This window comes from Bacteroides salyersiae, from assembly GCF_031172035.1.
In the GTDB taxonomy this organism is placed as follows: Bacteria; Bacteroidota; Bacteroidia; order Bacteroidales; family Bacteroidaceae; genus Bacteroides; species Bacteroides salyersiae.
This window is the reverse complement of sequence record NZ_CP133452.1, coordinates 793,755-816,866: the sequence shown is the minus strand read 5'-3', so window position 1 is coordinate 816,866 and position 23,112 is coordinate 793,755. Positions and strand designations below refer to the sequence as shown.

14 protein-coding genes are annotated in these 23,112 nt (G+C 42.5%); 4 read left to right on the top strand and 10 right to left on the bottom strand.

Features of this window, described 5'->3' with window-relative positions; translation table 11 throughout:
- Positions 1 to 61: 61 nt before the first annotated feature.
- Positions 62 to 637, bottom strand: a complete 576-nt coding sequence (locus tag RB604_RS03200; protein ID WP_005928514.1) for a helix-turn-helix domain-containing protein — start codon at positions 635 to 637, stop codon at positions 62 to 64.
- A gap of 178 nt (positions 638 to 815) precedes the next feature.
- Entirely contained in the window at positions 816 to 1,085 is a 270-nt protein-coding gene (gene rpsO / locus RB604_RS03195; RefSeq protein WP_005928517.1) for a 30S ribosomal protein S15, read from the bottom strand.
- A gap of 158 nt (positions 1,086 to 1,243) precedes the next feature.
- Between rpsO and typA the strand changes: the two genes are divergently transcribed.
- Both typA and RB604_RS03185 read left to right on the top strand, forming a co-directional pair.
- Entirely contained in the window at positions 1,244 to 3,043 is a 1,800-nt protein-coding gene (gene typA, locus RB604_RS03190; RefSeq protein ID WP_005928520.1) for a translational GTPase TypA, read from the top strand.
- Between the two features lie 178 nt (positions 3,044 to 3,221).
- Positions 3,222 to 4,688 carry a chitobiase/beta-hexosaminidase C-terminal domain-containing protein gene (locus RB604_RS03185; protein WP_055293781.1) on the top strand — a complete coding sequence of 489 codons (1,467 nt, stop codon included), beginning with the start codon at positions 3,222 to 3,224 and terminating at the stop codon, positions 4,686 to 4,688.
- Positions 4,689 to 5,200: 512 nt separating this feature from the next.
- Here RB604_RS03185 and RB604_RS03180 read toward each other — a convergent pair.
- From RB604_RS03180 to RB604_RS03145, 8 genes are all read right to left on the bottom strand, one after another.
- On the bottom strand, positions 5,201 to 6,211 hold the full coding sequence (locus tag RB604_RS03180; protein ID WP_005928528.1) for a hypothetical protein: 1,011 nt from the start codon (positions 6,209 to 6,211) through the stop codon (positions 5,201 to 5,203).
- A gap of 26 nt (positions 6,212 to 6,237) precedes the next feature.
- Positions 6,238 to 7,269: a hypothetical protein gene (locus tag RB604_RS03175; protein WP_021935390.1), complete on the bottom strand. Its 1,032-nt coding sequence runs from the start codon at positions 7,267 to 7,269 to the stop codon at positions 6,238 to 6,240.
- 195 nt (positions 7,270 to 7,464) lie between these two features.
- Entirely contained in the window at positions 7,465 to 8,364 is a 900-nt protein-coding gene (locus RB604_RS03170) for a hypothetical protein (protein ID WP_005928534.1), read from the bottom strand.
- 50 nt (positions 8,365 to 8,414) lie between these two features.
- Positions 8,415 to 10,106 carry a RagB/SusD family nutrient uptake outer membrane protein gene (locus RB604_RS03165; RefSeq protein WP_055293998.1) on the bottom strand — a complete coding sequence of 564 codons (1,692 nt, stop codon included), beginning with the start codon at positions 10,104 to 10,106 and terminating at the stop codon, positions 8,415 to 8,417.
- A 12-nt stretch (positions 10,107 to 10,118) separates the two neighbouring features.
- Positions 10,119 to 13,283, bottom strand: coding sequence for a SusC/RagA family TonB-linked outer membrane protein (locus RB604_RS03160; protein WP_005928538.1), 3,165 nt, complete (start codon positions 13,281 to 13,283; stop codon positions 10,119 to 10,121).
- A 44-nt stretch (positions 13,284 to 13,327) separates the two neighbouring features.
- Positions 13,328 to 15,079: a RagB/SusD family nutrient uptake outer membrane protein gene (locus RB604_RS03155; protein ID WP_055293777.1), complete on the bottom strand. Its 1,752-nt coding sequence runs from the start codon at positions 15,077 to 15,079 to the stop codon at positions 13,328 to 13,330.
- Between the two features lie 40 nt (positions 15,080 to 15,119).
- Positions 15,120 to 18,002, bottom strand: a complete 2,883-nt coding sequence (locus RB604_RS03150) for a SusC/RagA family TonB-linked outer membrane protein (RefSeq protein WP_055293997.1) — start codon at positions 18,000 to 18,002, stop codon at positions 15,120 to 15,122.
- Positions 18,003 to 18,148: 146 nt separating this feature from the next.
- The gene (locus tag RB604_RS03145) at positions 18,149 to 19,516 is read right to left on the bottom strand and encodes a sulfatase family protein (protein WP_055293775.1); all 1,368 of its coding nucleotides are present in this window, start codon (positions 19,514 to 19,516) and stop codon (positions 18,149 to 18,151) included.
- Positions 19,517 to 19,780: 264 nt separating this feature from the next.
- On the opposite strand from RB604_RS03145, the gene RB604_RS03140 reads away from it, so the two are divergent.
- Both RB604_RS03140 and RB604_RS03135 read left to right on the top strand, forming a co-directional pair.
- Positions 19,781 to 21,808: a beta-L-arabinofuranosidase domain-containing protein gene (locus tag RB604_RS03140; protein WP_007479766.1), complete on the top strand. Its 2,028-nt coding sequence runs from the start codon at positions 19,781 to 19,783 to the stop codon at positions 21,806 to 21,808.
- A gap of 24 nt (positions 21,809 to 21,832) precedes the next feature.
- Positions 21,833 to 22,951 carry a glycoside hydrolase family 43 protein gene (locus tag RB604_RS03135; protein WP_005928545.1) on the top strand — a complete coding sequence of 373 codons (1,119 nt, stop codon included), beginning with the start codon at positions 21,833 to 21,835 and terminating at the stop codon, positions 22,949 to 22,951.
- Positions 22,952 to 23,112: the final 161 nt, after the last annotated feature.

Genomic DNA, 23,112 nt, shown 5'->3' with positions numbered 1-23,112 from the left:
GCAAACTGCGCTATCATGCTGCATAGTACTTCTCTATTCTCCCATCTCCATTTTCCCATCTTTAAATAGGTGTATAAATTACTGCCAGGATTTTTGCAGCCTGACCTTCGTAGGCATGTACGTGGTGAGGGACGATGGAATCATAATAAATGCTGTCTCCTTCTTCGAGCAGATAGGTGGCTTTGCCATAGCTGATTTCCATAATACCTTCCATTACAATAATGAATTCTTCTCCTTCATGAGAGGAAAGAACAAAATCATTGTCCGATGTCGGAGCTACATCGATGATGAATGGCTCCATATGGCGGTCCGCTTTCGATTTTGACAAAGAATGGTACTCCATATGCTTGCGCGAGTGAATGGCATTGTTGGAGAAACTGATTGTATCTTTTGCCTCTTCCTTGCGACATACCACAGGCCCTGTTTCGTCTTGATCGTCAAGAAATGTTCCGAGACGTACCCCCAATACGCGGGCTATTTTGATAAGCGGAGCCAAAGAGGGGAGATCGATATTTCCTTCAATACGTTCCACCTGTTCGATAGCCAAACCGGAGCGCTGGGCCAGTTCTTCTATGGTAATCGATTTGTCTTCGCGGAGTGCTTTGATTTTTTCTCCGACAATCTTGCTTGTATCCATATTGATAGTATTTAATCTTAATAAGGTTATAATTTAAAATCGTTAGGGTGCAAAAATAACAAATTCTTTATATCGCAGCAATTATAATAGTGAAAAATGTCAATTTTGCACAGAATAACAAAAGGCCGTTTCCTTTTGTAAGGGAACGGCCTTTTCAATTTTGTTCAGAACAAATAGATTACTTACGCAATCCAAGAGTTTTGATGATAGCACGATATCTTTCGATATCTTTTGCTTTCAAGTAGTCGAGCAAGCGACGACGCTTACCTACCAACATTGTCAAAGCTCTTTCTGTACTATAATCTTTTCTGTTGAGCTTCATGTGCTCAGTCAGGTGAGAAATACGGTATGAAAACAAAGCTATCTGCGCCTCAGCTGAGCCAGTATCAGAGTTAGACTTTCCGTACTTTTCAAAGATTTCTTGCTTTTTAGCAGCATCTAAATACATAATTCTTAGATTTTTTAAATATATAAAATTTTTCTTTTGAGCGTGCAAAGATAGCCATTATCTTTATATCTCACAACGTTTTGCAGGAAATATTTTGTTGTATAGTATATATTTTCTAATCCATTTTCGTACCTTTGTGCCCAAATAATAGGTATTATATGCAAAATATTAGAAACATTGCAATTATTGCCCATGTTGACCATGGGAAAACGACGTTAGTCGACAAGATGCTTTTGGCCGGAAATTTATTCCGTGACAATCAGACGAACGGTGAACTAATTCTGGATAACAATGACTTGGAACGCGAACGGGGGATTACGATTCTTTCTAAAAACGTTTCTATCACTTATAACGGAACTAAGATTAACATTATTGATACTCCGGGGCACAGTGACTTCGGTGGCGAAGTAGAACGTGTACTTAATATGGCTGACGGGTGCATCCTGTTAGTGGATGCTTTTGAAGGGCCGATGCCTCAGACGCGTTTTGTGTTGCAGAAAGCGTTGGAAATCGGTTTGAAACCCATCGTTGTGATAAATAAGGTGGATAAGCCGAACTGTCGTCCGGACGAAGTTCATGAGATGGTATTTGATCTCATGTTCAGCTTGGATGCGACGGAAGAACAGCTTGATTTTCCAACCATCTATGGTTCGGCTAAGAATGGTTGGATGAGTACTGACTGGCAAAAGCCTACAGAATCTATCACTCCGTTGCTGGATTGCATTGTCGAGAACATCCCGGCTCCTACACAATTGGACGGTACACCTCAGATGCTGATTACCTCACTCGATTATTCCTCATATACAGGTCGTATTGCAGTAGGCCGTGTGCATCGTGGTACTTTAAAAGAAGGCATGAATGTATCGTTGGCTAAACGGGACGGTAGTTTTGTAAAGACAAAAATCAAGGAGGTACATGTTTTTGAGGGACTGGGACGCGTGAAAACGACCGAGGTTTCTTCCGGTGACATCTGTGCTTTGGTGGGTATCGACGGTTTTGAGATTGGTGATACTATCTGTGACTATGAAAATCCGGAAGCATTGCCGCCTATCGCTATCGATGAGCCTACGATGAGTATGTTGTTTGCTATCAACGATTCTCCGTTTTTCGGAAAGGATGGTAAATTCGTGACTTCACGCCATATTCATGACCGCTTGATGAAAGAGTTGGATAAGAATCTGGCGCTTCGTGTTCGTAAGAGTGAAGAAGATGGTAAATGGGTGGTTTCCGGTCGTGGTGTGCTCCATCTGTCTGTGCTTATCGAGACGATGCGTCGTGAGGGATATGAGTTGCAGGTAGGTCAGCCGCAGGTTATCTATAAAGAGATCGACGGTGTGAAGTGCGAGCCTATCGAAGAATTGACAGTCAATGTGCCGGAAGAATATTCAAGTAAAATAATCGATATGGTGACTCGTCGTAAGGGCGAAATGACGATGATGGAAAGCAACGGTGAACGGGTAAATTTGGAGTTCGATATGCCGTCACGCGGTATTATCGGTTTGCGTACCAATGTGTTGACTGCTTCTGCCGGTGAAGCGATCATGGCTCACCGTTTCAAAGAATATCAACCGTACAAAGGAGAAATAGAACGTCGTACCAATGGTTCTATTATCGCTATGGAGAGCGGAACGGCATTTGCTTATGCTATTGATAAGTTGCAGGATCGCGGTAAGTTCTTTATTTTCCCGCAAGAAGAGGTATATGCCGGACAGGTAGTCGGAGAGCATTCTCATGATAATGATTTGGTGGTAAATGTCACTAAATCGAAGAAACTGACCAATATGCGTGCTTCCGGTTCGGATGAAAAAGTCCGTTTGATTCCTCCCGTACAGTTTTCTTTGGAAGAAGCCTTGGAATATATCAAGGAAGATGAATATGTAGAGGTAACTCCGAAAGCAATGCGTATGCGCAAAGTGATTCTGGACGAGACAGAGCGTAAGCGCGCGAACAAGAATTGATATTTTACAATATAGTAAGTAAAAGCCTGACAGAATACCATTTGTCAGGCTTTTCTTTTTTTAGAACGCTTTTTTAATATGACAATACTGTAACATTTTGATATTTTAAATATTGGACACTTGATGGATTTAAAATATTACATAACTTTGTAGAGTAATCTTTAAAAACATTATAATTATGAGGAAATTATTACTTTCATTATTTACAGTAGTTGCTGCTTTGAGTATGGCAAATGCAGGAGAAGTAACTTTTGATTTGACAAAACCTGACTTGTTTGGTTTTGCGGTGCCGGCTGCATCTTCGGGAACAGATCTTAATGATGGTACTTTGGAGGCAGGTAATGTCGTTATTACTTCGAAAAAGGTAGCTAAGAATGATACTCGTTTCTGGGCCCTTAACACAGGAGCGGTTGAGCTTCGTGGGTATAAAACTTCAACTTTGACGTTTTCTACTACTAATGGTGAGATTATTACTGAAATTAAGTTTGAAGGTACGGCTATTTCTGCTAAACACCTTACATTTGATAATGGATCTTACACAAGTCCTACATGGATCGGTTCGGAAGGTGTAGTTGTATTGACTTTTGCTGATACAGGTAAAATTAGTGCAATAACAGTTACAACAGCTTCTGCAACTGGTGTTCAAGAACCAAGATTTTCACTTGCTGAAGGTACTTATTATGTAGCTCAGGAGGTTGAATTGTCTTGCGGAACAGTGGATGCTACTATTCACTATACAACTGACAATAGTGATCCTACTACATCTTCTGCTACTTATAGTAGTCCTATCAAAATAGAAACTACCACGACAATTAAAGCTATTGCAGTGAAAGGTGGTGACAAGAGCGATATTGTTTCTGCCACATACACAATTGCTGAGCCTGTAGCGGTTGAAAATATAGCTGCTTTTAAGGAGACGTCTAAGGAAACAGTTGTTAAATTTGCCAATTCGGTAGATGTTATCTACCAGAATGGAGCGTACTTATTTATTCAGGATGCGACCGGAGCGTCTTTAATTTATGGAACGGTCGGGCAAAAATATGAGAATGGAAATACGATTCCTGCAGGATTCATGGGGACAGTTGCTGAATATAATGATCTTGCTCAGTTGTTACCAATGGCAGAGACGTTTGAACCTGCTGTACCGGGAACGGTTATTGAGCCGATTATGATTAAGGTTCAAGATATAACTGAGGAGTTGATGAATAAATTAGTTAAAATTTCGGATGTTGCAATTGTTCGCGATGGTACAACCCGGAACTATACAATTACCGATGTTAGTGGCAGTGTAAATGCTTATTCCCGTTTTACAGATGTTTCTATACCGGAAGATGATAAGAAATATGATATTACTGCGATTGTAAATAAGTATGGTGGGAAACCGCAATTGTTCCCAATTGAGGTGGTCGAATCCGAAGGTGGTGTAGGTTTTGCTGATGTTGAAAGTGCTTCTTCAATTGTTGCCGCCGGTGATAAAGCTATCAATATCGATGCTGCTGAAAATGCCCAAGTACTTGTGGTGAATGCAGTCGGACAGGTGGTTGTAAATAAGGCGATTACTGCCGGTGCCAATACTATTGATGTGCCTGCCGGTTTTTATGTTGTTAGAGTGAATAATGCTGTAACAAAAGTTATTATTAAGTAAATGACACATATGTGTAAAAGTAAACAGACTGTTTTTATTCAATTGGGAGACGATTCTGAAAAATTGAATAAATAAAAATATGTTTTCTGATAAAGAGCCTGGTATGCTGATTGCATCCGGGCTCTTTTTATTGTTGTTTTAAAATAGTTTCTCCAGGAATTCCACCTCTACAATGCGTAAACTATTTTTTCCTTTGGCTTTTTTATCAATTTCACCGGTTGTTCCGCCTGCCACCTCTACGATTTGCCCGAAAGCATCTTTGTCTGTTATGCTGCCCTTTAAACGGATTGTTATTTTATCTAAAAGATTCTTATGTTATAGGATATATATTTCTTATATGCACAACATCCGGATGTTGTTGGTTAAAACACCCGGATGTTGTTACCCGAAACATCCGGATGTTGTGAGGACTAAAATATATACTTTCGCCTATCTATAATATATCTGACATAAATAGAGAAGTATTACGTTTTATATACAGTGATTATATAATGAGGCATTGTCTGATTTTATCAGATTCCCCCTTGCCATGGCAGGTCGGTAACCGGGTCATCTTCTAATTCGCCTTCGTCGGCTATTTTGATACTTAAGCCGGCGTCCGTACCGAAGTTGTCTATGTCACTGATGGCAATCATCGACCTGTAGTTTCGTTTGAAAGAACGGTTGTATTTCATGATTTCTTTTCCTTGACTTTCGTCTCCTTTAAAAAGCTCGACCTTGAAAGATACATTTTCAGAGAGTATGTTATTCGTTATAACTTTTCCGGTTAGAGATTTAAAAGAGACGTAGGTGTATTCTGTCTCATTCTTTTTCGGTGTCAATATCCATTTCGGAGAATCGTCCAATTGAATTTCCAGTCTGTAGTTCTCGTGCAAACCGTTTGCTATGAATTTAACGGCAAAATAGCGACGGTACAATTCGAGTTCATTGCCTGTGGTTTTTGTTTCCAATGAATCGATGACCCCGTGATATCGCTTGATATAAGGGCGTGAGACACCATTTTGGTATTTTGTTCCTATTTTGCTGTTATCTGCATCGAAAAGGAAAAGTTGTGAACCATCCGGCTGGTCTGCCAGAAAGAATTGGTTCTTTATTTCTCCAAATACTTCTCCATTACGGTCGAGTGAGAAAGGACGTGCAAATTTGTTGTCTTTATGTTGTAGAGAATCTTTGGCATTCTCTATCATGGTGCAGGCGACACGGTATTTATATCCGTCCAGCAGATTTAGTTTTAGGTTACTCACGTCGTCAAATATTCCGTAAGCATAAGGCTTGCTTTGCAGCCGGCCTCCTGTATCTCTGATCCATTGTGATACGGTGATACCATAGACTTCCCTTATCTGATCCGATGCACGTGACATTGGCGTTTCGGTAGTATTACATTCACCTCCGATGCTGAGAGCTACTTCCGAATAAGTTTCGGGCTTGTTTGTGATCTGTGACAGATCCTTGTCTTTAATACACGAGCTTAACATTGCAATAGTCAGAATGGCAGCTACGGATATTTTTTTTGAGTAATTCATGGTAATATTATGTTTTGTTGATTGTTTTAAGAAATTTCCTGGTATTCCGAATCAGTGGGCGAACCGGTTATTTCACCTTCGCCCATATGGATGTTACCTTCTCCGGTTGCCTGGTCTATATTGACGAATTTGATGATGTTCCGTTTGTTCCGTTTTAAGGTGATACTGGGGGAATTCTGATAGATAAGACGCCACTCATGGGTGGTTGAAGAGTAGTATTGCACGGTAATGCCTACCGATTCGCTGGCATTGATCGCGCCTCCCCAGCGATCGGCAGTTTTATTCAGTGCCAACAGGTGTTCTTCCGATTGTATGATGTTTTTTCCTCCGGTACCTGTGATATAGAAAGCCCGATTGGTACCGGATAAAGTTACTTCTATTTTATCTCCTTGAGGGATATCTTTGGATTCGAACAACAGGTTACAGTATGCCCGGCGCAACTCTATATTTACAATAACATGGGATTCGGTTGTTCGGGTAAGGTCAACCGTATTACTTCCATAATAGCGGTGATTGGATGGATATGGAAGTACCACTCCTTCTTCTGTTTCCGTATTGCCGGAGTATGCTCCTTGATAAAACTGGGTGTTGGTATCGAATGGAGTCAAGGATACTGTCAATTTATTGGTGACAGGCGCATAGATATTACCGTCTTTTGCCAAGGCAAAAGGACGACCGTATTTAGTGATTCCGTTTTCTGAAATGGAATAGGGAAGTTCGCTTTCTTCTAAGAAAGAACAGTCAAAGCGGTACTTATATCCATCGATGAGGCTAATGTCTATTTGGCTGACGTCGTTGAATAAGCCGGAAACATAGGGCTGGTAGCTTGTCAAGCCCTTGCCCTGCCAATATACATTGATGGCGTATAAACCGCGTGAGGTAGAACTGCTGGCACGTACCATCGGTATTTCGCTTTGTTCGATAGAAGGCTCTATGGCAAGGGAAATCTGAGAAGTGGTTTCTTGAATTTCCGGATAGTCTGCGTTTTCATCGTTACTGCATGATGCAATGATGAAAATAGCAGGCAATAAGATTAAGGCAGTGAATCTTAATTTCATCTTAGTTTGAGAGTAAGCTACAAAAGTAGGAATTAATTTCTTACTTGGGCATTTATTATCAAGGAATTGTTGGTGTATTATAATATTCGTGCAAATGAAATCATGATTTGTGAAACGGAGATGTAGATAAAAAAGAACCGGGACATGGCTATAAAGCAATGCCCGATTTCTTTTTGTATTGTGTGATTGCCTGCTTTAAGCAATAACTTTAGTAGTTATAACTACTCTGTAGTATTCTGTATCTTTTACCCATTCACCATTTGCTGTTTCGATTGTGCCTGTACGTTTTGTCATACTGGTGATTGCAATCAGTCCTTTCTTTCCATCGGCTGTTTTAAAGAGATATACTTTATTAGCGCTTATTCCGATGTTTGAAAGTGTAGGATCTGTTAATGTGGAGATCGGTTCGGCATTTACTTTTGAAATATTGTTATATTCAGTAATGGTGAGAGTTGTCAATTCAAACTTAGTATCTTTCAATCCATCGAAAGTAGGAAGATTATATTGACTTCTTTGTGCAGGTGAAATCAAAGAAGGTATACCGTCTATCATTCCCATTGAGAAATCTATCTCTGGTACGTACTGTTCTCCGTTACTTCTTAGATATACTCTACCGTTTAGCCAGGTTGCATAATAGGAGCCGTAATAATCATCGGCCGTTTCGATATTCACAGTTTCCGAGAAGAGAACGGAAGGCGTTATTTTTACTAATAAGTTCCGTTCGATTACTGTTCCTTCCGTGTCGGTGACTGAGACACGGATACACTTATTATCCGTTAGACCTGTCATATGAAATTCCTCAGTGTATTCTGTTTGCGAATCGAAAGACTTGCCGGTACCTTCAATCAAACTGCCCTTTGCCCCGGTTTTAATATCTGCATTATAGATTTCAAAATAACTAATTCCATTAGTGGCCTGCACTCTTATTTTAGCAGTATAGTTGTCAGCCCCTTTTGCAGTAACGGCTATTCCGTCTTCTACTCCATCAAAGGAGATCTTAACCGGAGCATTGTAATTTACTTCGTATGCATCATCACAGGATGCAAATGAGGAAAGGCAAATAAGCGCCAGTAAAAAATTGATTACTTTTTTCATATCTGTAATTTTTTAGTTGTTGCAATATTATTATTCAATGTCTTTTTGTATTAATATCCCGGATTTTGGTATATTAACGGACAGTTATTGACTTCATTCATCGGTAGTGGAGAGAGATCCATGCGATCTACATAAAACCGTGTATCCATGACCCTACGGACAAAACGGCCGTTTTGTATTGTGATGCCTACTGCGGGACGAGTCATCACATTTTTTGCAATTCTCCAACGACGAATATCAAAGAAACGGTGTTCTTCAAAACATAATTCAACACGACGTTCTTTTCTGATTCGCTCGCGTAAAGTGGATTGGGTGAACTTTTCAGCTTCCAGGTCGGTAGTGATGCCTGCCCGTCGACGTATCTGATTCAAAGCATCCACAGCAGAAAATCTTGCGCTTGGAGTATCTTCTGTTTCGTTGATTGCTTCGGCATAGTTCAAAAGAACTTCCGCATAGCGCATCATAATGAAGTTCTGTTGTGACTTACCGTTTTTGCGATAGTCTATTCTGTTGTCCGACCATTTCAGCAGGAAGTACCCGCTTCCCATATTCTCCGGTTTGGTAATATCCAATGTTTGTTGCGAACCGTTAACCAAAGGCCATGTGTTACCGTGATACAATACTATTTGTTGAAGTCGCGGGTCTCTGTTTGCATACGGATTCTGTTCATCGTATCCGGATTCCGGATTAATGATTGGTTCTGTTCCGTTGTATCCGATAATCGGTTCTGTTCCGTCTGCCATGTCGAATGCATCGATCAGCCATTGCGTCGGACAGGTTGCAAGTTCTTTTCCTACGTTCCATGGATTCCAGGGTGGCATACATTTCATCATAAGATCGGTATCGCTTCCTAAATAGCTGAGTATTATTTCACTGTTCACGCGGGTGTTGAATAGGCGGGCATAATTTCTTTCACCACTGGGATCATAGTATAATTCGTAAAGCCCTTCATCGATCAGTGCTTTGGCGGCATCGGCCGCTTCTTTCCAAGTACGTCCCGAAGCTTTGTGCAATTCGCTGGCGGCATAGAGTAGAGTGCGTGCCTTGTAAGCCATAGCCATGCCACGGGTTGCTCTTCCATAGTCGGAAGCTTCGTAGGAGTCGGGTAATACACCCGGTTGGGATAATGCGTCAAATTCATCCACGATGAAATCGACTGTTGTCTTAAGGTCTGCCCGTTCGGTCGTTTCAAAAGCAAACGGATCTATCTCTTCGGTAGTAATAACCAACGGACCGAACCAACGGAATAGTTCGTGATAGAAATAAGCTCTCAGGAAGCGTGCCTGATTCTTGCTACTTGTCTTTTCTGAGTTTTCCAGTGGTGACGAGTCTATATTGGCAATAAACACATTGGCATTTTTAATTGCTTTGTAATAGAATGTCCAGGGATGGGTATTGGCTACCGGATTCGAAGAAGCACTGATAGCGCCGGTCAGGTATTGTTGTATGCCGGCTACAAATCCGCCCGGACGCGTACTGTTGCCTGCTCCGTCATCCGTTGCATTATCGAGCATGGCAACCGTGGCATTCATGTTCATCAACATGGAAAAACTATTGCTGTTGGCATCGGTAATCTGACGCATACGGCCGTATAAATCATATAGGACTTGTTTGGTTAGATTTACGTCCGAATAAACTTTCTCTTTAGTCTGAGCATCGATGTCGACTTCAAAGAGCCCGTCTACATCGCACGATATCAGTAAGAGGCTCAAAACTAAATATATTATACTATTTTTTTTCATATCCATGCTTTGTTAGAATGATACATTGATACCCATGTTATACTGTCTCTGTTGTGGATAAAAATATCCTGTATTACTGCTTGGAGCAACTTCTGGGTCTACTTTTTTCAATTTATCCCAAGTGATCAGATTAAAACCGCTGGCAAATATTTTCAGAGAACTGAAAGGTGTTTTCCTTAACATCTTCTTATCAAATGTATAAGAAATCATCACGTTTTTCAAGCGGAGGTATTTCCCGTCTTTTAGCCAGAAGTCTGACAGGTAATAGTTCTGGTGACTCTCTTTGGAACCTTGTAAGAAGCGGGGATAGGTAGCCGTTGCTGCCGTTTCCGGAGTCCATCGATTTATATGTTCTTCATAATAATTTCCGGTCATATTATCCCATCCGAGGTCTTGATAAAGATATACTGAGCTTCTTGCAGCTCCTTGAAACATTACGCTAACATCAAATCCTTTATAACTTGCTCCTAATTGTAATGAGTAGGTCATTTCCGGTACTGTGGAATATCCGATAGGAGCTTGGTCGTTTTCATCAACTATTCCGTCTCCGTTGATATCTTTATATTTAATATCTCCGGGTTTGAGATTGGTCAGTCCGAATTGCTGGGGAGAACTTGCTATTTCATCGTATGAAGAAAAAAATCCGTCATATTGATATCCGATGAATTGTTTGATCGGTAATCCTGCTTCATACATATAAGGATACGGTTTGGCTGCTTCACTCTTTTCAATGACTTTATTACGGTTGAAAGCATAAATACCTTTCAGATAATAGTTTACTTTCCCGATTGTACTGTTCCAACCCAATTCCATTTCAAACCCCTTGTTTTCTACGATACCGAAGTTATAAGGTGGTAATCCTACTGCACCGGCTGCCAGAACATAACGTTTAGGATTCGTGAGAATGTCTTCACGCCTTTCTTTGAAAAAATCTATGTTCATACTTAAGGACGAATCAAACCAAGCCGATTCGACCCCTATGTTATATTTGGTCGCAGTTTCCCAAGTTACCACATTGGGCATTTGAATTTCCGATAATCCCGCAGTGATAGCAGTTCCTGTTCCTTCTCCGAAAGCGTATCCTGAATTAACTCCACCCATTTTCTCTGTTCCGTATGCTCCGACGTAATAGTAATTAAAGGAACTTCCTAAATTATCATTCCCGACTTTACCTATTGAAGCACGGAGTTTCATAAAATTCAGAATTTTGTTTTCCGGGAAGAATGTTTCGCTGGTCGGAATCCATCCGATAGAACCTGAGGGGAAAAATGCATACCGATTTCCTTTAGAGAAACGGTTCGAACCATTGTATCCGCCATTTACTTCGATCAGATAACGACCTCCGAAGTCGTAGTTGATACGGCCTACCAGGTTTTGGTATATATGCGGTACATATACATATTCCGTTCCTCCTGATGGTCTTGAAATGGATTGGATACTTCCGGAGATCATTCCCGATAGATTATGTAATTCGGCCAGAGTTGTCTTATATCGGAGGGCTATTTCTCCATAGGTTTTATAAGTTGCGGCGATTTTATCGGATCCGACGTTTGGAGGAGAAATTCCTGCCAATCCTTGGGTATAAGAATCACTTTCCGGATTGTATTTATAGATATAAGGTCTCCATTGCATGCCACGCCAGTTACCCCAATCAGAGTCGAAAGAAAATCGTCCATCAATGCTCAGACCTTTTAATAACTTTCTCAGGTTGTATTTAAAGCGGATGGAGGATTCCATCGAACTGTTATAGTCTGTGCGATACCCAGTATAGGCCAGTGTTACTAAAGGATTTTGACGCCATAACCCATCGTTGGCAGCCATGCTTCCGTCAGGGTTTACAATCGGGTAACTTTGCGGTGAACAACGGTAGAACATGCCGAAAAGGCGCATATTCTCGGAATTGGAAGTCAGCCCATCGTAAGCCGCCGGACGGTTCTGTTTACGAAAGATATAAGATAGATCTACACTCAATGTAAAATCATCGTTTAGAGATATGTCAATGTTTGACCGGGCCGTGGTACGGGTAAAATAGTATTCGGCGTCATAATCCGGTTGTGTCAGTGCTTCGCCTACCGCAGGAGACAGTTCTATCAGCTTCTGAATAGTCGGGTGTTTTTTTATTTCGTTGACATCAGTTTGGAACATGCCGTCTTGTTGAAAATGAGAGAAAGAAACAAAATACTTTAATTTCTTTGTTCCGCCGGATATATTCACATTGTATTTTTGGGTAAAACCATTTTTGGTGAACATGTCTACATAGTGATTGTCCGGGTGTGTGAAAGGTGATAGCTGGGTTTTGTACAGATAGATATCGTATTCGGAAACACCGATTCTCTTGGTGTTAGCGACTTTAGAAGGGTCTAAGTCATCGTTCATGGTACCTTCCCTTTGAAATCGTCCTACAGTAGCAGCATCCAATACTTCAGGAATACGGTTGAATTCTGTTATACCTAATTCGGCTGAGAAATTGATTTGTGCTTTAGAGCGTTCCTGACCACGGCGAGTGGTTACCAGGATTACTCCGTTAGCGCCACGGACACCGTATACGGCTGTTGCCGAGGCATCTTTCAGGATAGAGATACTTTCGATATCGTCCTGATTGATTTGTGTAAAACTTCTTTCTACTCCATCTACCAGTACCAATGGTTCCGTTTCATTGAACGAAGCATTCCCACGAATAAACATTTTAGCCTCATCCCCACCGGGACGACCGCTTTCCTGTCGGGTAACTAATCCTGGGATGCGTCCTGTCAAGGCATTGGTAACACTGGATACGGGAACCGAGGTCAGTTCTTTATTTCCCACATTGCTGATAGCCCCTGTGATGGATGCTTTTTTTTGGGTGCCGTAACCAACTACAACTACTTCATCGAGGTTTACATTATCTTCCGTCAGAACAACATTCAAGAGGGAAGTGCCTTGCTTTTGAAGATTCAGTTCTGCCTTTTTGTAACCGATCATGCTTACTTGTATGATTTCCGGCACATTGGGCAGCAACGAGATGGTGAATATCCCGTCGATATTGGTAATTACGCCATTGGATGTTCCTTTTTGGATAACGGTTGCCCCGATAAGGGTTTCGCCGGAACTATCTGTGACTTTACCGTTTATAGTGCGTTGTGCAAATAGAGATAAATAGCTCAACAGGCACAAGCATATTAATAGTATTTTTTTCATATTAATGTTTTTATTTCAAATCATTCATACTGTTTTATTTTCCCTTACCATCCCGGATTCTGCTCTATATTGGGGCTGTTCCGTAGTTCCTGAAGTGGAATGGGGTGGTAGTACATATGCCGGGAGAAACTGCGTCTGCTATCTACGGTGAAGTATGAATAATGGTCTTCTCCTGCGATAGTTTGTATTTCGACCCCTGTTATGTTTTGATTCAGACTTTGTTCGGCATCCAGCCAACGGCGCAGATCGAAGTATCTGTGTTCTTCAAAGCTGAGTTCGATGCGTCTTTCCTGTTTGATCTTTTCCAGCATTTTTTCCGGAGTCGTTACTCCTTCAAGGAATTTGTCGGTTGTGGTGAAACCGGCACGACGTCTTACCATTTCGATGGCTCCTTTGGCGGTCAGCCCGAAACCTTCCGGATCCGTATCGATGCCGTATCCCAATGTCATTGCTTCTGAATACATCAGTAGGACATCTGCCAGACGAATGATGGGGTAATAATGAAAAGCTGTAGCCGGATTCTGCACTCCATTGAATTTCACGTTCAGGTCGAGGAACTTTTTCAGATAGTATCCTGTGGTAGTTGATCCTCTGACTACTGTATTCAACCCGTTATTATCACCCGGATCCCTTCGGGTGTAGATAGTGCCGTGAGTGCCGAATGTGGCGGCATTATATACTATTGTGCTGTACAGGCGGGGATCACGTCCGATGTATTGTTCTGCGCCGGTGGTTGTAGAGCGTACAAACTGGCTTCCGTCTGCCATTGTAAATGCATCTACGAATTCCTGTGATGGTACGGTTCCACCTCCTTTATTCTCCCCTTGCCGGGACAAGGCAGGAGGATATTGCCGTTCTTCCAGTCCATTTGCCTTTACACTGTTTCGTGTTACGATATATTCTGTATTATTATTGGGTTGTATAATAAATAATTTCTCGTAATCGGTGTTCAGTGTGTATTTATTCTGACCGTTGGTTTTCTTCAGATTAATAACATCTGCACAGGCTTTAGCAGCCGTTTGCCACTTCGTCGTAACATCTGTGCTGCCTACATATCCAAGTAATGGATTGGTATTGGTGGTTTGGTTGTATAGCGGACTGGCAGCATACACTAATGTTTTGGCTTTGATTGCAAGTGCTGCTCCTTTGGTCATGTTGCCATATCCTCCGGCAGCTCCACGCGGTTCTACATTCAGATCGGCGGCTGCAGCATCGCACAGGCCGATAATATGATTCACGCAATCGGCAAATGAACTGCGGCGTATATTGCGCATTTCTTCGCTTCCCAACTCGTATACCTTGTCGATGATCGGATAACCTCCGTAATGGCGGAGCAAGTCGAATTCGAACACTGCCCGGAGCGCATTTAGTTCGGCAATGAGTGTCTTTTTGGTCTGTTCGATTTCTTCAGGAGTTTTATTTTGCAAACGCAGTGTATACTTCCGGTAATTCTCTATTGCATACAAGGCTTGGTGAATCCCTTTATAAGAGTTCTTCCAGCATTCTTCTACAGGTGTGTTGGAGGTCGCAAATCCCTGTGCCAGCGTATGTATCTTAGAGTCGTAAACCACAGAAGTTCCATTGTCGGTGGCTGCTTCGAGAAAAGCATCGTCCACTCGGCTCATGCCACCTTTCAGGTAACTGTATGCCTGAGTCGTGGGACGTTCGTACAAGGCTTCCGATGAAAATATATCTTCAGCATCCGAGCGTTCGTAGGGAAGTTCGTCCATGTAGTTGCATCCGGTCATTCCCACCGCTACAAATAATAGAAATAGTATGTTGTTTCTTTTTTTCATATCGTGATCATTGTTTTATTTACAATCATTGTCATTCCGGTCAGAATTTAATGGATAACCCTAAATTGATATTCCGGGTCAGAGGTACGCTGTTACCGTTCTCGTCAGCTTCCGGATCGATTACTTCCATGTTGCTCCAGGTACACACATTGTATGCATTGGCAAATACTTGCAGGCCTTTGACGAAACTCTTGGCGAACATCTTTTCGGGAAATTTATATTCCAATTGAATGGTATTCAACCGGAGGTATCTGATGTTCTTAATCCAGATAGTGTTGTCCATTGTGTTATTGGTCCCTGTAGTATTGTCGAGCGATATGCGCGGATATTTTGCTGTCGGGTTTTCTGGTGTCCAGTAATCGGTTTGGTGTGCATAGATCGTTCCGTTATTGTAGAACGGATAAGCTACTCTACCGCCATTGATGTTGCGTGAGAATTTTCCCGCACCGGTAAATACGGCCGAAAGACTGAAACCTTTATAAGAGAAACCGATATTTGCACTGTAATAAAGTTTGGGTACATCGGCATATCCGATAGGCACCTGGTCTTCTGAGTTGATTACACCGTCGCCGTTGATATCTTTATAGCGGATGTCTCCCGGATGAACAGTTCCGAACGTGTGATAAGGTGCTGCGGCTATCTCTTCATAGGAGTTGAAAAAGCCTTCGGCTATATATCCTCTTTTGGTACCGATAGAGTAACCCGCATTACGCATCCACGGGTAGGGCTGTTCAGCCTGTCCGTCTTCTTCCAACAGGTTGTTGGCATAAGAGAAAGTTCCGCCTACTATATATCCCCAGTCACCGATTTTATCGTTCCATCTTGCGGTAAGTTCCACGCCTTGTGAATGTGTTTTTCCCAGATTCTCCGAGATTCCCACATCATATCCGTATAGGAAACTTAAGCGATTGTTGGTCATATAGATGTCTGTTCGTTTATCATGGAAATATTCGGCTGTGATGTTGAATCGGTTATTGAATAAACCGGCTTCAAGTCCGATGTTGCCTTGTTGAACTTTTTCCCAGGTTGCATTGGGATCAGCGATAATACCTTCCCGGTATCCGGGAGAACCCGCCATACTGTTTCCAAAGGGATAACTGCCCGGTACGTTTTCGAGCGACCCGATATAAGCATGTTCGGCAATACCCCGATAGTTTCCTGTTTTGCCGAAGGAACCTTTTAGCTTTAGATAAGGGATCCACTCTTTGATGCCTTCGAAGAAGGATTCATTGGATAGAGTCCAGCCGGCGGCAATGGTCGGGAAGAATCCGAAACGGTCGCCTTTTTTGAAAAGATAGGCACCGGAGTAGCTCATCAGAAGGTCGATTCCATATCTTTGGTCATAATTGTATCCCAACCATGCGTTGGCACTTTGAAAACGTTTCGGGATACTCACTTCATTGGAACTTTCGTATTGGTTATAGAAAGCAAGTGCGGAGAGCTTATGTTCACCGAAGTTTCTGACGTAGGATAGTTGGGCTTCGATGGTGGTGCGCCTGTATGAATCTTTGGTACCTATGGTATTCTGCATCTTGGTGTCCTCGCCTGTCTTCATCAGTACGTTGGGAGTGTTGCTTTCCGGATTCAACAGATAGGAGGCATATCCTTTGGAACGGTTGGTAACAGCCTGCGTATAGGAATCCATAGAGAACGTGACGGATGCCGAAAGTCCTTTGGTTATCATATTCAGATTTTGGGAAACTTTGGCCCGGAAAGATCCGTACGTGGAGTGGAAAGTACCATAACCGGCTCTGTTTAGGAGTGCCCATGGATTGATTCTTCCGTCACCGGCTACTATTTTTCCATTATAACTGCTTACTCTGTCACCCGATTGGTCTACATATTTTCCGTTGTCAACGTAATACTCCGGGAACAAGTTGGGCGGAGTGGATAATAGAGCCTGATATACGGCTGCCGAGTTGTTGCCTGGGCGGTTTTGCTTTTCGTCGAGTCCGTATAAGTCCAATGAAAGCAGGGTAGTCGATGTAACGTCGAATTCTACATTGGAACGTACGTTAAAGCGGTCTATTCCGTTGTTAGTGCTGTAATCGTATTCGTCGCCTGTTTTGTAGAAACCGTCCTGGGTAAGAAATCCGGCGTTGATGAAATACCGTACTTTTGCAGAACCACCGTATAGGTTGAGGTTGTATCGCTGCATCCACGAACATGGCTTCATCAGATTATCGAGCCAGTTTACATCCGGATAAAGTTCGTTGTTGGTACCATTGCGGTATCTGGATAAATAATAGTCCGTATAAAGAGGTTCACCTCCTTTGTTTAACATCGCTTTGTTGTAATGAGTGGCATAACCTAAAGCGTTCAGTCTGTCCAGTTGTTTTAACGGTTGCTGGTTTATGACCTGTGCGGTCAATTCTATCTGTGGCTTGCCAATCACACCTTTGCGTGTATTAACCAGTATGGCACCGTTTGAACCTCGCATTCCATACAAAGCTGTGGCAGCTGCGTCTTTCAGGACAATGACCTCTTCGATCTCGTATGGGGATAAAGAGCCAAACTCCCGCTCCTGCCCGTCTACCAGCACCAGTACCCCTTCTGAATTGGTTCCTGTACGCAATCCTCTTATCCAATAGTTCGGTGCTTCATTCAGTATCCCGCCGCTTTTCTGACGGGAATAAAAACCCGGAACGAGACCGGCCAATGCATTACCTAAATTAGAAATGGGTAAATTACGAATTTGATCGCCGCTAACCCGATAAGCTGATCCGTTGAACTCGTCCCAGTTGATTTTCTGGAAGGACAAATCCAGCTCTTTAGTTTTCTCCTTGTCCGTATCCATTGTCTCCTGAGAGAAAGTGAAATTTGAGAAAAGCAGCATGTGGCATGCAAACAGACACCATAACCGTTTTCTTGCCAAAGGACGAAAAGTTCGAAAGCGTTTCATGTTTTCGTGTTCTTTCATCATAAAATTAAGTATTAACATTTGATTAATTTATTTAGAAGCGTTTCTTCTTTGTCGTTGCGAAGGTATACGCTTTTTTTAAGTTTGTATCTTCATCATTGTTCTTAAGATGGCTATTTATGTTCATCGGAAGGCTTTTCGTAGGCATCCTATTGTTTTTTGCGGATATCCATTTCGGCACCTGTATCACCCTGTTCCGTCATCCACTTTTCCAATGCCGCTTGCATGGTGGCGATGCGTTTGGTATGTTTTCGTTCGGTGGCGATGTTATTCAGTTCCCAAGGGTCGTTCTTCAAATCGTAGAATTCGATGGCGGGACGTGTGGTATAATGATCGACCAGAAAGCGGGCCTGTTCATTTTGTCCGGCCTGTTGCAGCCAACTTTCCCACATCTCATCTTTATTTTTCTTTCCCATCATATGTTTAAGAAAGAAAGGCTGATCGTGCTTCAGATTCAGAATCAGTTTATAGCGTTTGTCCTGTATGCTTCTGACCGGATACGGATTCCCTTCCGGGACATTGTTGTGCATGCAGTAAGCCCATTTCCGGTGTTCTTTCTTCTTTCCCTGCAATACGGGCAGGAAGCTGCGGCCGTCGATCTGCCCGATTGTTCCGTTTCCGATGAAATCCATCAAGGTGGGTAATATATCTTCGTATTGCACAATGGCGTCGGTAGTACTCCGGGGCTTTATTGTTTTGGGATACCGGGCCAACATAGCACTGTGAGTTCCGTATTGCCAGCATGTCCATTTGCCGAAAGGGAACTTTGGACCTTGCTCACCCAGGAAAATAATCAGGGTATTGTCCAATTGCCCGGTACTTCCGAGTACCTCTAATACGGAACCTACTTCATTGTCTAAGGCGCGTATTTCTGCTAAGTACCGGCGGAATAGTTCGCGGGTTTCATCGTTGTCCACGCAGTTAGGGGGCAACACGATCTTTTCTTTATCGAATTCCTCCGGATTTCCCCATGTCCAGGGGGCATGAGGATGGATGCTGCACACAAAAAGGCAAAAAGGCTTGTTGTCTTTCGTTATAAATTTCCTGATTCCATCGATGGTATATTCGGCCGTGCGGGAGGTGCAGATAGTTTCGAAACCGGATATCTCTTCGAAGTCGAAGACAGAACGTGGATTAGTGTGTTGCTTGCCTGCGCGTCCTACCCTGTAACCAGTCTGTGAGAGATAATGTGTCACACTTTTTATGTCCGGGTAGGATGCTTTATGGTTTTGAAACGAACCGTGATGGGCCGGATAGAGACCGGTATACAATGATGCCCGAAGTGGTACACTCATGGCACAGGATGCGTAGTTATTTGTAAAACGCATCCCTTCAGTGGCTATTCTGTCTATATGGGGGGTGATTAAATTTTCTCCGCCGTAACAACTCAGTTCGTTGGAACCTAAGTCATCTGCCAGAATAACGACAATATTAGGTGAATCGGTGCCGGCTGGGGTTACTCCCCAACTTGTAAATAGTGGCAAGCCGGAAAAAAGGGTTAACAAATAAGATCTCATAACACACGATTTTTATTTTTATCTTTGGCAAATGTAAGAAAAGGTGGAGATGTGGATATGCACAGTCTTTCTTTTCAATAGCACTATTGTGCAATGAACTCTGGTTTTATTTAATATACCTTCATAATGGTGCCCGTTAGGAACTCTTTTTAATCTAAATTTTCGACCATGAACAATGCTTGTTGTCCTACGAACAATGCTGTCTCGTGGTATGTAAGCATATGCCTACTTTTGCTTTCGAATAAAACATAAATTTGAATAAAGATGAAACGAGTAAAATTCTTAGTGTTCACCATTATCAGTCTGATGCCATTAACGGCGTATAGTCAAAAGGGGATAACCTCTAACTATACGAACAATCATTATCCTTTATTAGAGAAACCTTACATCGAATTACCTATCGGTGCGATAAAACCTGTTGGTTGGTTGGAGCATCAACTCTCTACAATGGTCTCCGGTCTTACCGGTAATTTAGATAAAATCTACGGGCAGGTGATGGGGGAACGTAACGGATGGCTTGGGGGAGATGGAGATGTGTGGGAAAGAGGACCTTACTGGATTGACGGCCTGCTACCGTTGGCTTACATCTTGGATAATGACACTCTGAAACAAAAAGTGCAACCTTGGATTGAGTGGGCATTGGCTTCTCAGAAAGCGAATGGTTATTTCGGCCCGGATAAGGACAGGGGACCGGAACGGGGACTTCAGCGTAATAATGCACAAGATTGGTGGCCTAAAATGGTTGTATTGAAAATCATGCAACAATATTATTCTGCTACAGGAGACGAGCGGGTCATTACCTTTATGACTAATTATTTTAAATATCAATTGGAGCAATTACCCCAAAATCCGTTGGACAGATGGACGCATTGGGGAAAATTCCGTGGAGGTGATAATCTGATGGTGATTTATTGGCTTTATAATATTACCGGAGATAAGTTCTTGCTCGAGTTAGGCGATTTGGTACACCAACAAACATTGGACTGGACGAATGTTTTTCTCGAAGGAACTCAATTGATGACACAGCACAGCCTGCATACTGTAAACCTGGCTCAAGGCTTTAAAGAACCTGTTATCTATTATCAGCGTGATTATGACCGCAAGCGCATCGACGCCGTGAAGAAGGCATCGGAGGTGATACGCAATACCATTGGGTTTCCTACCGGTATTTGGGCAGGCGATGAGTTGATCCGCTTCGGCGATCCTACGCAAGGTTCTGAATTGTGTGCGGCTGTAGAGATGATGTTTTCTCTTGAAAAGATGTTGGAAATTACCGGAGACACGCAGTGGGCCGATCAACTGGAAAGAATAGCTTATAATGCGTTGCCTACGCAGGTGGATGACAACTGTTCTGTGCGGCAATATTATCAACAGGTGAATCAGATAAAAGTGTCTTATGAACCGAGGACGTTCGTTACTCCTCATTCGCATACGGGAAATCTTTTCGGAGTATTGGCGGGCTTTCCTTGCTGTACCTCCAATTTACATCAGGGATGGCCTAAGTTGGTACAGAATCTTTGGTTTGCCACCTATGATAACGGAATTGCGGCATTGGTATATGCACCCTCTAAAGTCACGGCGAAGGTGGCTGGGAATGTGACGGTGGATATAGAAGAGAACACCGGTTATCCGTTTGATGAGATCATTCGGTTTAAGATGAATTTCCCCGATAAAAAAGCTCGGACGGCCCGTTTTCCTTTCCATCTGCGTATTCCTGAGTGGTGTGAAAAGCCGGTGATCCGCGTCAATGGCGAAGTCGTTTCGTGTGTACCGGTTGCCAATATTGCCGTGTTGGAACGTACTTGGAAGAGTAACGATGAGGTTACTTTGGAACTGCCGATGTCGGTGACTGCCAGCTATTGGTATGATGGGGCTGCTGTTATAGAGCGTGGGGCACTTATCTACGCACTTAAACTGAATGAAAACTGGGAAGCAAAAAACATTGATGATGGTTCGGAACGTAACGGGGAGAAATATTATCAGGTCACTACCGATTCTCCTTGGAATTATTGCTTGTACAAAAGGAATCTCCGACCAGAGAATTTAAAGGAAAGGTTCGTGGTTGAAAAAACAGGACCGGTTTCGGCGAACCCTTGGAATCAGGAAAATGCACCGGTTATTATTAAGACTAAAGCACGCCGTTTACCGGAATGGACAGAGCACAATGGATCGGCGGGGCCTGTTAGTTACTTCTTCCAGCGTATGGAACCTATCAGGGAAAATGCAGAAGTGATAGAACTGATTCCATATGGATGTACCACACTGCGTATAGCCGAATTCCCTATCAGATGAGAATAACCTTCAACAGTAAGTATCATGAATATTAGGCATATTTTATATTTTGTTTTTTTGTTCTGTGCAATAAGTTGTAAGAGACCGGATGCTACGGTCATAAGTTATTGCAATCCGATTCCTATAAATCTGGGGGATCCTTATATTCTAATGGCTTCGGACGGGAAATATTATCTGTACGGTACTTCTGGTGAGAATGGTTTCAGGGCCTACTCTTCCGATAATCTGTCCGATTGGAAAGAAGAGGGAATAGTTTATCAGGGCAGATCGTCTACTTCGTGGGCAACAGACTGTTTCTGGGCGCCGGAGGTATATGAAAGAGATGGAAAATACTACTTATGGTATAGTGCGAACTGGAAATATAATCCGACCGGTGAAAAAGAAAATTTCCGGATAGGCGTAGCTGTTTCCGATAATCCTTTGGGGCCTTTTAAGGAGATGAACGATGGCCCTTTATTTGATCCGGGATATCCTGTGATTGATGCCAATGTGCTCTTTGATGATGAGAGCGGAAAGGTGTACCTTTATTATTCCCGTTGCTGTTACAAACATCCGGTGGAAAGTGAGATTGCTGACTATGCAAAGAAGAATGGATGGTTTGACGAGATTGAGGAGAGTTGGATTTACGGAGTTGAAGTAGCTCCCGACTTTTCGAAGGTGATAGGTGAACCGGTATTGCTTTTGCAACCGCCTTTCTCAATGGATGATTTACAGGCAGAATGGGAGAGCCGCTCGGTACTGAATAAGGAGGTGAACAGGCGCTGGACGGAAGGTTCGTTTATATTCAAGGAGGGGGAGACATATTACATGATGTATTCTGCTAATTATTTTGTGGGTAATGATTATGCAGTAGGGTATGCTACAGCTACTCATCCGTTGGGGCCTTTCCGTAAATCGGCAGATAACCCGGTATTACAGAAGAATGTGGAGAATGGGGGAGAAGTAACTGGAACCGGACATAATATGGTATTGTCACTTCCCGATGGTCAGAAACTTTGTGTTTATCACGGGCGAACCCGGAAAACAGGAAGAAAACGGGTCGTGTTTATAGATCGTATGGAGATAAAGGCAGATGAGACACTCGTTGTTTACGGCCCTACTATCGGAACTCAAGCGATCGAAGTTGTAAAGACGCTCTTTTAAACAGCGTTTCACTATTGTGAGACGAACGTCTCTCAATAGTGAGATGATCATTTCATAGATGTGAGACGTGCGTCTCTCAATAGTGAAACGAAAAATGTTCTTACTGGAAACCGGCTATGAGGACATTAAAATCGATTAATAATAAATTACTCTAATTTTAT